Source organism: Novosphingobium sp. 9U (genome assembly GCF_902506425.1).
Classification (GTDB): Bacteria; Pseudomonadota; Alphaproteobacteria; order Sphingomonadales; family Sphingomonadaceae; genus Novosphingobium.
The window spans coordinates 2,359,385-2,371,545 of sequence record NZ_LR732469.1; the positions used below are offsets into that span (position 1 = coordinate 2,359,385).

Sequence of the window (12,161 nt, forward strand, 5' to 3'; positions counted from 1 at the left end):
ATGGCTGACACGAACGCCTCTGGCGACGACCGTCTGCTTCGTGACCTCGAACTCCTGAACGAGCTGTTCGCGCAAGGCGGCTACAAGGAGCTGCGCGTCGTTGGCCCCAACGTCAGCGTGCTGCTGTCGGCACAGGCGCAGAGCGCCTCCGTGCTTCAGTCGGGCGGCAATGCGCTCGCGCCGCTGCCGGCGTTCAGTGCCTCGACCGTACAGGCTGCCGCAGCTTCGCAACCTGCTCCGGCTGCGGCGCCGGCCAGCAAGGGAGCGATCGATCCCGCTTGGGTCGCGGTCAATGCGCCGAACCTGGGTACCTTCTACCGCTCACCCAAGCCCGGCTCTCCGGCCTTCGTGGAAGTCGGGCAGAAGGTTGCCGTGGGAACCGAGCTGTGCCTGATCGAGGTGATGAAGCTGTTCACCTCCGTCCGCGCTGAAGTTGCCGGCACCATCCGCCACATCGCCGCGGCCGACGCCGAACTGGTCGATGGCGGACAGCCGCTGCTCTACATCGAACAAGAATAACGCTGGGCGGCCGCCAGAGCCGCCAGGAGACATTGCTGATGGCCCATATCCAGTTCCTCGACGAAACCATGCGCGATGGCCAGCAGAGCCTGTGGGGCCTGCGCATGCGCGCCGGCATGGCGCTGCCCGTCTCGCCGCTGCTCGACCGTACCGGCTTCACCACCATTGACCTGACAGGCGGCGGCATGCTCGACGTGCTGACGCGCTATTGTCAAGAGAACTACTGGGAGGGTCTCGACCTCCTGGTCGCCTCGATGCCCAACACGCCGGTGCGGGCGGGCCTTCGTGCAAACGCCAACGTCACCTTCAGCGTCAGCCCAAAGGCGCTGATGGACCTGTGGGTGCGCCGCCTGTGCGCGCACGGCGTGCGCTCGTTCTGGATTTACGACGTGCTGTTCGGCATCGACAACATGCTGCGGCTCGCCAAGGTCGCGAAGGAATCGAACGCGCAAGTCGCCGCGGCGGTGATGTTCGCGCTCTCGCCGGTGCACACCAACGAGTACTTCGCCGAGAAGGTGCGCATCCTCGCCGCCAGCCCGGACGTCGATAGCATCCTGCTCTACGACACGGCAGGCGTGCTGGAGAAGGAGCGCCTAGTTGGCCTGCTCCCCGGCATCGTCGCCGCGGCGAACGGCAAGCCGATCGAGTTCCACGCCAACAACCTGCTCGGCATGTCGGCCAAGGCGTACCTCGATGCGGTCGACCTCGGCGTTTCGGTGCTGCACACCGCGAGCAAGCCGATGGCGAACGGGCCTTCGGTGCCCTCGACCGAGATCATGGTGCGCAACATCGAGCTGAAGGGACACACCCATTCGCTCGACACCAGCCTGCTCCAGCCGGTTGCCGACCACTTCCGTGCGGTCGGGAAGGCGGCTGGCTTCCTGGTCGACCAGTACGCCGAGTACGACGCCTTCTCCGAAGAGCATCAGATCCCCGGCGGCATGATGGGCACGTTCAAGGCCCAGCTCGACATGCACAAGATGACCGACCGCCTGTCGGACGTGCTCGACGAAGTCGCCGCCGTGCGCCGCGATCTTGGCTATCCGGGCATGGCGACCCCGTTCAGCCAGCTGGTCGGTATCCAGGCGGTGCTCAACGTCGTCACCGGCAAGCGCTACGGCACCGTACCTGACGAGGTCGTTCAATACGCAGCGGGCTTCTACGGCGACACCGTGGCACCGGTCGATCCCGAGGTCATGGACCGCATCATGAGCAGCCCGCGCGCCAAGGAAGTGCTCGACAACCCGCCGCCCGATCCCGATCTCGAGACCCTGGAAAAGCAGTACGGGACCACCGACCCGGACGAGCTGATCTTGCGCGCATCGGTGCCGCAAGCTGACATCGACAAGATGCGTGCGGCAGGTCCGGTACGCCGTGACTACCCGCTGCTCTCGACGCCCGAACTGGAGCAGGTGCGCAAGCTGATGGGTGTTGCGACGATGCCGGTCGTGGAGATCAAGTCGGCCGGGCTCGAGCTGTCGCTGCGCCGCTGATCGTCGATATTCGGGGACAAGGGGAGGGGCGCCAGGTTGGCGCCCCTTTCTCGTTTCAAAGAGCGGTCAGGCCGCCGTCGATAATGTACTCCGTGCCGGTGATGAAGCCGGCCTCGTCGGAAGCCAGGAAGACGACGAGGTTCGAAACATCCTCGACCTCGCCGACGCGCTTGATTGGCACGGAGCCGCTGGCGATGCCGATCTGCTCCTCGTCGAGCGCTGCGGTCATCATTGGCGTACGGATGTAGCCAGGGTGGACCGAGTTCGCGCGGATCTTGTGCTCGCCATATTCGATGGCGACCTGCTTGGTGATGCCGCGCACTGCGAACTTGCTCGCGGCATAGGCGACGTTCGGCGTGCCATAGATCGCAACGATGCCGGAAATGGAAGATACATTGACGATCGAGCCGCCGCCTGCGCGGATCATCGAGGGTACGACATGCTTGGTCCCCAGGAACACCGATGTCTGATTGATCCGGCACACCGTCTCGAAGGCCGCCAGGGAAAGCTCGGCCGCTTTCTCGCCCGGGCCCAAGATGCCGGCGTTGTTCACCAGCACGGAAACCGGGCCAAACTTTTCTTCGGCTTTGGCGACTGCATGTGCCCAATCGTCTTCCGACCCGACGTCGTGGCGCACGAACAGCGATCGCTCGCCAAGCTCTGCCTCCAACGCGGCCCCCGCTTCGGCGTTGATGTCGGTAAACACGGTGAAAGCGCCTTCAGCCACGAACCTGCGCGCGTGCTCCGCGCCCATGCCCTGTGCCGCACCGGTGATGATTGCGACCTTGCCATCCAGTCTGTTCATATTGCCTCTCTCAAATCCGACTCTTCATCGGTAAAACTTGTTGCAAGCAGCCAATACCGCTTGATCATTGCGGCATAGCATGGAAAAAAGCCGAGGAAAGTTTCTTTTATCGCACCTGCTGCAAGGGCGGGGCAGAGATCTTCCGGAGAGTTGAGTATGGAAATCGGAGCGCTCAATCCTAGCGATGTCCTGGCCCACGCGAGGCCGGCGAACGTGCCCGAAGACCGGGTGTTCGACTTCGACATCTACCGCGACATTCCCGAGGGCATAGACTTCCATCAGTTCTGGTTCGACCTGATGAAGACGGTGCCGCACCCGCTGATGTGGACTCCGCACAACGGTGGACACTGGGTGTCACTGCGTGGAGAAGCGTCGGATGTGGTGATGTCCGACTCGGAGCGGTTCTCGAACCACACCGTGCTGGTCCCCAAGGAGACTGCAGGCGAAGCGTATCGCCTGATCCCGCTTTCGCTCGACCCGCCCGAGCATCGCCCGTTCCGCAACCTCCTGAACGAGAACCTGGGGCCCAAGCCGCTCAAGCCGATGGAAGGCGCCATCGTCGATCTCACTGTCGAACTGATCGAAAGCTTCGCGTCCAAGGGCGAGTGCAACTTCGTCCATGACTTCGCCGAGCAGCTGCCGGTCACCATCTTCATGATGCTAGTCGATCTGCCGCTCGCCGATTTGCCCAAGCTCAAGCACCTGGCCGACCAGTTCACCCGACCCGACGGGTCGATGACTTACCCAGAAGTGCTGACCGCCTTCCGCGATTATCTGACGCCAGTCATTGCGGAGCGTCGCAACGGTGGCGGCGAGGATATGATCAGCCGCATGGTGAGCAGCCGCATCGATGGGCGTGAGCTGACCGACATCGAGGCGCTGAACATTTGCACCCAGGTGCTTGTCGGCGGGCTCGATACCGTGGTCAACATGCTCGGGTTCACGTTTTCCTATCTCGCGCGGGACCAGAAGCTGCGTCAGGCGATCGCCGCAGACCCTGCGCTGATCAACGACGCGCTACTCGAATTCTTCCGTCGCTTCCCAGTGGTCTCGTCGGCCCGCGAAGTACGCGACGATGTCGAGTTCGAGGGCGTGACGCTCGCAAAGGGCGACATGGTCATGTCACCGACGATCGTGGTCGCCATGGACACCGACGCTGGCGAAGATCCGCTCGACTTCCGCCTGAACCGCCCCGGCCGCAAGCACTCCACCTTTGGCAAGGGTTCGCACACCTGCCCGGGTGCCCACCTTGCGCGCATGGAGATGAAGATCGTGTTGCGCGAGTGGTTTGCGCGGATTCCCGAGTTCCGCTTGGCCGACGATGCGCCGCTCAGCTACACCAACGGCATCGTCGGCAGCGTCAAGCCGTTCCGACTGGTCTGGGACGTCTAATCTGGTGGGCCAGCCTCCTTACGGGAGGCCGGCCCTCAATCTGCTTCCAGTTCCAGCATCCTGACGATCCGCTCGGCGAATTCCGAGCCAGCCTTGGTGAGATTGCGCGGCTTGCGGTTCAGCAGCCAGGTGATGACGAGCTGGTTGGACCCGCCCAAGATCAGCGCCGACGTCTCAAGCAAGTTCTTGTCCTTGCTCATCCAACCCTCGGAAATGCCCTCGCGCAACAGAAAGCGGATTACGCGGGCGAAGTCGTTGAGGCTGTCGAGCAGCTCGGTCTCGGCAACAAAGACGCTGGGCCAGATCTCAAGGTAGAGAAGGCGTGCCCATTCGGCATGCTCGCGCGCGTAATCCGCCGACATGGTTAGGTAGAGAATCAGGCGTGCGCGCGCCGACAACGTCGAGGGTGCTAAAGCGCGATAGCCCTCGAAGAACTCCCCAAGGTGCGCCATGGGCACGTCGTAGGCGAGCTCCTCCTTGCTTTTGTAATATTCGTAGAACGTCGAGGTGGAGATCCCCGCCTCCGCTGCGATGTCTGCGATCTTGGAGCGAGAGATTCCGTCCTTAGCAAAGACGCGTAGCGCGCCCTTAAGAATCTGCTGCTCGGTTCGCCGACTCCGGTTTTGCTTGCGCTCGGTGTCCCGCTTCGCCCGTGTCGATATTTCCTCCAGCAGGTTATCCCAAGCTGTGCCGTCTGCCACATCGGCGGCTACTTCTGGCTGAGTCGCCAAACACTTTCTCCAAATCCGAACGCTTATCGACTTTGCCGTGCAGCACAGCCAGGGTCAACCGCCCAGCCATGGCTGCTCCGTAAAGCCGCGGAAAATGGCCAAGCTCCCAATGCGGCAAGCCTCGCTGGATGCTCCCATGAGGGGCTTGAGTACCCCAACCTAGCGGCGCTCATACAAAAATTTCCGACGAAATGTCGAATTAGGTTTGACGCCTCAGTTTGGCCCATGTACCTCTAAGTTCAACAGAGCGCGCCGATTGAGGTGACGCCGGGATGGGAGACGGAGATGCTGAGAGTGGCTATGACAATCGAACACTCCGTCGAAGACGTAGTTTGCGTGGTACAGCGAGCCGAGGTGTCGCGCTGATGCCTCTCGCTCAGGATCAGGCCGCTGCGCTGGTGGATGCATACAACCGCCAGGACTTTGCGGCGATGGAGCGGATCATCGCACCGAACGTCGATTTTGCGCATTTCAACCGCGACTTCGTTCTGAATGACCGAGACGAACTGATCGGCATTCTGAAGAAGTTTGCGAGCGACTTCATCCCCGATCGCCGCTTCGAAGAGCCGGAGCGGGTCCAAGTGGTCGGCGATACCGTAATTCGTGAAGGCTGGTACGTCGGCACGCCCCAAGTCGACCTGCCCGGCTTCGGCGATGCAGGGCAGGGCTTCCGGCTCAAGTTCTGCAGCGTCATGCGCTTCGATGACGCCGGCACGCTGGTCGAGTGGAAGGACTACGGCTGATCGACGCCGTCGCGTCCAAGTGCTTGTCCCATTTGCATAGGGTGAAGACATGAAGATCGGAATGTTTCAAACGCCGTTCCTGCGCCCCGAGCGCACCCCGCGGCAAGTTTTTCAGTGGGCGATCCAGCAGGCAGTCCACGCCGACAAGATCGGTTTTAGCGAGTACTGGATCGGTGAGCACGCGACCTTGAATTGGGAAGGCATTCCCAGTCCTGAACTGGTAATTGCGGCTGCCGCGCTGCAAACGCAGCAGATCAAGTTCGGCCCGCTGGCGCACTTGCTGCCATATCACCACCCCGCCACTCTCGCGATCCAGACGGCTTGGCTGAGCCAGATCCTGGAAGGGCGCTACATGCTGGGTGTCGCCAACGGCGCCTATCCCACTGACGCGGCGCTGCGTGGCATCAAGGACATGTCGCAAAACCACGCGATGATGCTCGAGGCCATCGACATCATGGAGCGCGTCTGGAAGGGCGAGCCGTTCGAGTTCGAAGGCAAGTTCTGGAACGCCGGCTTCCCCGAGGCGACTGGTGGCAAGCAGCTGCGCGACGTGCGGCCGTGGGGCGGCGACATCCACATGGCGATGACCGGCCTTTCCTCGCCGTCGCCGTCGATCGCTTTTGCCGGCACCCACGGTTACATCCCGGCATCGGTCTACGCCGGCAACGACTTCCTGCGCAGCCACTTCGCAACCTACCGCGAGAAAATGGAAGAAGCTGGCCGCCCTTCGGACCGCTCCATGCACCGCGTCGTGCGCGACGTGATCGTCGCCGATACCGACGAGGAAGCGCGCAAGCTGGCGATCGATGGCGGCATTGCGCACGCCTGGAACGAGTACATCAAGCCGACGTACACGCGCTTCGGCGTCCTCAAGGGCCTGTTGCACGATCCCAGCTTCGATCCGGACAAGGTCGACGGCGAATACCTGGCCGAGCATGTTTGGATCGTCGGTTCGGTCGAGACGGTTAAGCAAAAGCTCAACCACTGGATGGACGAACTGGGCGGCCCGTTCGGCACATTGCTGGTCTACAGCCACGATTACATCGACAATCCCGAGCCCTGGGAGCGGTCGATGGAGCTGCTGGTCAAGGAAGTCGCACCGCACGTCGGCGTCAGCCAAGAAGCGGCCGTGGCCTGACCCATGCGCCGCCTCGCCGGAAAGGTCGCGATTATCACGGGTGCCGCCCAGGGCATGGGCGAGGCGCACGCGCGGCTTTTCGTCGAGGAGGGCGCAAAGGTCGTCCTGACGGACGTGAACGAGCAGGGCGGTTCGGCTCTCGCAGCCGAACTTGGGCCTGACGCGATCTTCGTGCGTCACGACGTTTCCAGCCGGTCCGACTGGATGGACGTGGTGCAGCGCGCAGAGGATCACTTCGGCACCGTATCGGTCCTGGTCAACAATGCCGGGATCATCGGTCCGGTCAAAGGGATCCTCGATCTGAGCGAGGAGGAGTTCACCAGCGTGTTCCGGGTGAACGAGCTGGGACCCTTCCTCGGCATGCAGGCGGTGTTGCCGGGCATGATTGCGGCGGGAGGCGGTTCCATCGTGAACGTCTCCTCGATCGCGGGAATGCTCGGGACGCGGACATCGTCGAACGTCGCCTACTGTTCGACCAAGTTCGCGGTTCGCGGAATGAGCAAGCTCATCGCGGCGCAGTACGGCCATGCCGGCATCAGGGTGAACTCGGTCCATCCGGGTTACATCCTGACACCGATGATGGTGGCGGCGACGGACGAGAATGGCGGAGGCGCGGCGGACCTGATCCCGCTCGGCCGCTTGGCCAAACCGGACGAAGTCTCACGCGTGGTGCTGTTCCTAGCATCAGATGAATCCAGCTTCGTGAGCGGAGCGGAACATGTTGTCGACGGCGCAATGATCGCCGGTTGACGAGAAACCACGTCGGCAAGCTGCCTGAACAAGCGGCGCCCGACATCGGGAGGATGAGAAGCATGAAAGTCGATCTATTCCTGGCATCTGCCGGTATCGCCCTTATCGCTGCGGCAAGTCCTGCGCTGGCGCAGACCGCGCCCGGCGGAGCGCCATCAGGCGGCGAATCTACTCCGTCGTCCGCGGGCACGGCGGCCAACGCCCCCGGCACGAGCGCTAGCGTTGGTGCCAGCCAGACTGGCGACATCATCGTCACCGCCAACAAGCGTGAACAGTCCGCCAACGACGTGGGCTTGACGATTTCCGCCGCAAGCTCGGCCGATCTCGCGAACCGCGGTATCGCCGGCCCTGAGGATCTCGGCAAGCTGGTTCCCGGCTTCACGTTCACGCAATCGCTCTATTCGACGCCGGTCTACACGCTGCGCGGCATCGGCCTCTACGACGCGACCTTCGGCGCCGCACCGTCGGTGGCAGTCTACACCGACCAGATCCCGCGCAACGTGCCGACCATGTCTGACGCGCTCGATCTCGATATCGCCCGTGTCGAGGTTCTGAAGGGCCCGCAGGGTACGCTGTTCGGTCAGAGTGCGACCGGTGGTGCCGTCAACTATGTCCTGGGCAAGCCGAGCGACGAGTTCGAAGCTGGTGCCGACGCATCGTATGAGCGCTTCGATCGCTTCACTGCCAGCGGCTTCGTCAGTGGGCCGTTGGGTGAGGCTGTCAGCGCCCGCCTTGCGGTCAAGGGTGTCACCGGCGGCGCCTGGCAGCGGAGCATCTCGCGTCCTAACGACGAGAATGGCGACCAGCGCAAGATTATGGGCCGCCTCACGGTCGACATCCAGCCGATCGACGCGCTGAAGATCGAGCTGATGGCGACCGGCTCCAAGGACCGCTCGGATCCTCTCGCACCTCAGTATGCTGGCACGCTGCTCAACGTCTACGGATCGCAAGCTCAGTTGGCTGCATCTGGGAACCCTTACGGCTACGTCGATGCAGCCCGCTACGCCTCTCTTACGACGCCAACTTCGCCCGGCTATGACGCCAGCTTCACAGGCCGACAGACTGTCGTAGTTGGCCGGCTGCGCAGCCCCAATGCGAGAACCGCTGCCGGCGCCAACGCGCTGCTCGGTACGCCGATCAGCAACAACCCGCGCGACGCCGAATGGACCCCCGGTCTCTTGGGCAAGTCGGACAACAGCTACTACCAGTTCTCGGGCCGCGCCGACCTCGACCTGTCGGACACGCTCAAGCTGACTTACGTGGCAGCTATCGCCAAGAAGAAGCTCGACTATGCGCAGGATCTCGACGGTACGGTGGCCAGCGTTGTCGACGTTCCGCTCTCGGGCAATGTGCGTTCCTTCAATCAGGAACTGCGCTTGGCGATGGACACCGATACGCTCCATGCGATCGTCGGCGCCAGCTACGACAACGTGCGCACACAGCAGAACAACTTCTTCTTCCTGAACGACTACTCCGCGAACGCGGACCTGATCACGACCACGTCGAATGAGTTCTCGTCGCGGATGCGCAGCTACGGCATCTTTGGAAATGCAGAATTCGAAATCACGCCGAACCTGAACATCCAGGGCGGCATCCGCTATACGAAGAACAAGCAGGAAGCGACGTACTGCTACAGCGACCCTGCGTTCGATACGGGCCAAGGTGCCGCGACGCTGTTCGGGGCGGCCCTCAACAGCGTTCCAATCACCATTGCTCCGGGTCAGTGCTTCCCGACGACCGGCGATCTCCTGCTCGGGACCGCGCGTTCCACGCTCGACCCGGTCAATCGCAAGCTGACTGAGGACAACGTCTCGTACCGGATCGGCGTGAACTACAAGTTCGACCAGGGCACGCTGCTCTACGCTACGGTGAGCCAAGGCTACAAGGCGGGCATCTTCTCGGCGATCGGCGCTTCACGCGTGCTGCAGTACGCTCCGGCAACGCAGGAGAAGGTCGTCGCCTACGAAGTCGGCTTCAAGGCTCCGCTGGCGGATCGCGCAGTCCAGCTGAACGCTGCGGCGTTCTACTACGACTACAAGGATAAGCAGGTCCGTGGCCGCGTGCAGGACACCGTGTTCGGCTTGCTCGAGAAGATGTTGAACGTGCCCAAGTCGTACATCTACGGTCTCGAGGGCGAGCTGGTCGTGCGACCGGTGGAGGGTCTGCACTTCTCCGCCAGTGGCACGTACCTGAAGTCGAAGGTCAAGGGTGACTATGCCTTCACCGAGGACGGTGACGCGGTGTACAATGCTGCTGGCTATACCGGCAACTTCCGCGGGTCGCAGCTGCCCTATACCTCGAAATTCAGTGCGAACTTCGATGCGCAGTACGAGTTCCCAGTTACGGATAGCGCGAACGCCTTCTTGGGCGGCACCGTGGTGTACCAGGGCAAGCAGAACACCACGTTCCAGAACGCGGCGTTGCCGGCCGACGACTTCGAGATCAACGCCTATACGACGCTCGACCTTCGGGCCGGGGTCTCCAGCGCCGACGATCACTGGCGTTTGATGGTCTATGGCCAGAACGTGACCAACAAGGCCTACACCACGGCGATCTCGACCTACCTCGACACGCTGATCCGCTACCGCGGCAAGCCGGCGGTCTACGGTGTGTCGGTGAGCTACAAGTACTAAAGTTCTCCCCCCTGGGCGGGATCGGAATTCCCCTACCCCCTCCGATCCCGCCAATTTTCGATCTCTTCTTGAGGACAGCGCCGAATGAGTAGCGGTGAGTTGCCCGACAACCTGCAGACCTTGCTGGAAGAGTTCAGCAGATCGGGCCTGCGTGAACTGCATCTTCGCAGTGGGTCTTTCGAGCTTTACGTTTCCAGCGACAGTGCTGCGCCCAGCCCGTTGCAAGTACAGACAGCCCGCGCGCCGCAAGCCGCTCCGGTTGCTGCGGCTCAGGCTGCCCCGAAGCCGTCGGCGCCCCCTCCTGCTCTGGTGGCTCAACCTGCCTCCGCAACATCGGTGCCCGCCGGCGCCGTCATCGTCACCGCGCCAAACCTCGGCACGTTCTACCGCTCGCCCAAGCCCGGCGCTGCACCCTACGTCGAAGTGGGCGCCAAGGTCGCCGCTGGGGACGAGGTTTGCCTGATCGAGGTCATGAAGCTGTTCACGGCCGTGCGCTGCGAGACCGCAGGTACCGTGCACTCTGTCCTAGTCGAAGACGGCGCCATGGTCGAGGCCGGGCAGCCCCTGTTTGCAATTGTGGAGGCCTAATGGCGCTCAAGCGTCTCTTTGTCGCCAATCGCGGTGAAATCGCGCTTCGGGTCGTACGCGCAGCGCAAGCGTTGAACATAGAGACGGTGGTCGCCGTCTCCGATGCCGACCGGGATAGTGCCGCAGCCAGGCTGGCCGACCGTTCGGTGGTGCTCGGGCCCGCAGCGGCGGCGAGAAGCTATCTTGACCCGCGGCTCGTCGTTCATGCTGCGCGCGAGAGCGGGTGCGATGGTCTGCATCCGGGGTACGGCTTCCTGTCCGAGCGTGCCATCTTGCCGCGGCTCTGCGCGCAGCACGGCATCGCCTTCGTGGGGCCGGAGCCGGACGTCATCGATGCCCTGGGCGACAAGCTCCAGGCGCGCGCGATGGCCGGTGCAGCAGGCGTGCCATTGGTGCCCGGAAGCGAGTGCATCGCCTCAGCCGCCGATGCTCGCCGCGAGGGCGACCGCATCGGCTATCCGGTCCTGCTCAAGGCTTCGGCCGGAGGCGGCGGACGAGGCATGGTGATCGCCTACAATGGCGACGATGCGGAAGCCGGGTTCCACCGCGCCTCTGCTGAGGCCGTGGCTGCCTTCGGCGATGGCACGCTGTTCATGGAGCGCTTCGTGCCCGAGGCCCGGCACGTCGAGGTCCAGTTGATGGGCGACGGCAAAGGGAAGGTGCTGCACTTCGGCGAGCGCGACTGCTCCGTCCAGCGGCGCTACCAGAAGCTGATCGAGGAGGCGCCTTGTGCTGCCATGCCCGATCACTTGCGCGCGCAGCTGCACCGCTCCGCGTGCGATCTGGCCGCGAGCGTCAACTATCGCAACGCCGGCACGGCCGAGTTCCTGTATGACGTGCAGCGCCAGGAGTTCTATTTCATCGAAGTGAACGCCCGCATCCAGGTTGAGCATCCGGTCAGCGAGATGATCGCCGGCTTCGACTTGGTGCAGGAGCAGATCCGTATCGCGGGCGGCGCCGAGCTCTCGGTCAGCCAGGACCAGGTCAAGCTGACCGGCCATGCGATCGAGTGCCGCATCAACGCCGAGGACACCAAGCGTGACTTCCTCCCCAGCCCGGGCCGGGTGATGCGCTGGGAGCCGCCAACGGGGCCCGGCATCCGGCTCGACAGCCACATGTCGGCAGGGGCGATGATCCCGCCGTTCTACGACAGCATGGTCGGCAAGCTCATCGCGCATGGCAAGGATCGCAGCGAGGCGATCTCGCGCTTGGTCGACGCGATCGACAACTTCGCCGTTGAAGGCGTGGCTACCACGCTCGATCTGCAGCGCGCGATCATCACCCATCCGGACTTTGTGGAGAACCGGATCCATACTCGCTGGCTGGAGCAGGTCGTGCTGCCCGAATACAGCAAGAAGGCAGCCTGATC

General features: G+C 63.1%; 11 protein-coding genes. 9 read left to right on the top strand and 2 right to left on the bottom strand.

The window, feature by feature from the left end; all coding sequences use genetic code 11:
• Positions 1–519, top strand: coding sequence for a biotin/lipoyl-containing protein (locus GV044_RS11045; protein ID WP_159869416.1), 519 nt, complete (start codon positions 1–3; stop codon positions 517–519).
• A 38-nt stretch (positions 520–557) separates the two neighbouring features.
• Positions 558–2,012 (top strand): pyruvate carboxylase, encoded by a 1,455-nt coding sequence (locus GV044_RS11050; protein ID WP_159869419.1) that lies wholly within the window; start codon positions 558–560, stop codon positions 2,010–2,012.
• Positions 2,013–2,067: 55 nt separating this feature from the next.
• On the opposite strand, the gene GV044_RS11055 is transcribed toward GV044_RS11050, so the two are convergent.
• Complete coding sequence (locus GV044_RS11055; RefSeq protein WP_159869422.1) at positions 2,068–2,817, bottom strand: SDR family NAD(P)-dependent oxidoreductase; 750 nt, start codon at positions 2,815–2,817, stop codon at positions 2,068–2,070.
• Between the two features lie 156 nt (positions 2,818–2,973).
• Between GV044_RS11055 and GV044_RS11060 the strand changes: the two genes are divergently transcribed.
• Positions 2,974–4,209: a cytochrome P450 gene (locus GV044_RS11060; protein ID WP_159869425.1), complete on the top strand. Its 1,236-nt coding sequence runs from the start codon at positions 2,974–2,976 to the stop codon at positions 4,207–4,209.
• Positions 4,210–4,244: 35 nt separating this feature from the next.
• On the opposite strand, the gene GV044_RS11065 is transcribed toward GV044_RS11060, so the two are convergent.
• The gene (locus GV044_RS11065; protein WP_236554870.1) at positions 4,245–4,940 is read right to left on the bottom strand and encodes a TetR/AcrR family transcriptional regulator; all 696 of its coding nucleotides are present in this window, start codon (positions 4,938–4,940) and stop codon (positions 4,245–4,247) included.
• A 365-nt stretch (positions 4,941–5,305) separates the two neighbouring features.
• Here GV044_RS11065 and GV044_RS11070 point away from each other — a divergent pair, with 365 nt between their 5' ends.
• The 6 genes from GV044_RS11070 (at position 5,306) to GV044_RS11095 (ending at position 12,159) form a co-directional block, all read left to right on the top strand.
• A complete protein-coding gene (locus GV044_RS11070; RefSeq protein ID WP_159869428.1) occupies positions 5,306–5,683 on the top strand; it encodes a nuclear transport factor 2 family protein in 378 nt (125 codons plus the stop codon).
• A gap of 49 nt (positions 5,684–5,732) precedes the next feature.
• The gene (locus GV044_RS11075) at positions 5,733–6,821 is read left to right on the top strand and encodes an LLM class flavin-dependent oxidoreductase (RefSeq protein ID WP_159869431.1); all 1,089 of its coding nucleotides are present in this window, start codon (positions 5,733–5,735) and stop codon (positions 6,819–6,821) included.
• 3 nt (positions 6,822–6,824) lie between these two features.
• Entirely contained in the window at positions 6,825–7,571 is a 747-nt protein-coding gene (locus tag GV044_RS11080) for an SDR family NAD(P)-dependent oxidoreductase (RefSeq protein WP_159869434.1), read from the top strand.
• Between the two features lie 62 nt (positions 7,572–7,633).
• Positions 7,634–10,204: a TonB-dependent receptor gene (locus GV044_RS11085; RefSeq protein WP_159869437.1), complete on the top strand. Its 2,571-nt coding sequence runs from the start codon at positions 7,634–7,636 to the stop codon at positions 10,202–10,204.
• An 84-nt stretch (positions 10,205–10,288) separates the two neighbouring features.
• Positions 10,289–10,792: an acetyl-CoA carboxylase biotin carboxyl carrier protein gene (gene accB / locus GV044_RS11090; protein ID WP_159869440.1), complete on the top strand. Its 504-nt coding sequence runs from the start codon at positions 10,289–10,291 to the stop codon at positions 10,790–10,792.
• Positions 10,792–12,159, top strand: coding sequence for an acetyl/propionyl/methylcrotonyl-CoA carboxylase subunit alpha (locus tag GV044_RS11095; protein WP_159869443.1), 1,368 nt, complete (start codon positions 10,792–10,794; stop codon positions 12,157–12,159). Before accB ends, GV044_RS11095 begins: the two co-directional genes overlap by 1 nt.
• Positions 12,160–12,161: the final 2 nt, after the last annotated feature.

Bases quoted from the DNA above. Each gene is read 5' to 3' on its own strand.
- GV044_RS11045 (WP_159869416.1), top strand. From the start codon at position 1: ATGGCTGACACGAACGCCTCTGGCGACGACCGTCTGCTTCGTGACCTC.
- GV044_RS11095 (WP_159869443.1), top strand. From the start codon at position 10,792: ATGGCGCTCAAGCGTCTCTTTGTCGCCAATCGCGGTGAAATCGCGCTT.
- GV044_RS11080 (WP_159869434.1), top strand. From the start codon at position 6,825: ATGCGCCGCCTCGCCGGAAAGGTCGCGATTATCACGGGTGCCGCCCAG.
- GV044_RS11070 (WP_159869428.1), top strand. From the start codon at position 5,306: ATGCCTCTCGCTCAGGATCAGGCCGCTGCGCTGGTGGATGCATACAAC.
- GV044_RS11075 (WP_159869431.1), top strand. From the start codon at position 5,733: ATGAAGATCGGAATGTTTCAAACGCCGTTCCTGCGCCCCGAGCGCACC.
- GV044_RS11085 (WP_159869437.1), top strand. From the start codon at position 7,634: ATGAAAGTCGATCTATTCCTGGCATCTGCCGGTATCGCCCTTATCGCT.
- GV044_RS11060 (WP_159869425.1), top strand. From the start codon at position 2,974: ATGGAAATCGGAGCGCTCAATCCTAGCGATGTCCTGGCCCACGCGAGG.
- accB (WP_159869440.1), top strand. From the start codon at position 10,289: ATGAGTAGCGGTGAGTTGCCCGACAACCTGCAGACCTTGCTGGAAGAG.
- GV044_RS11050 (WP_159869419.1), top strand. From the start codon at position 558: ATGGCCCATATCCAGTTCCTCGACGAAACCATGCGCGATGGCCAGCAG.
- GV044_RS11055 (WP_159869422.1), bottom strand. From the start codon at position 2,817: ATGAACAGACTGGATGGCAAGGTCGCAATCATCACCGGTGCGGCACAG.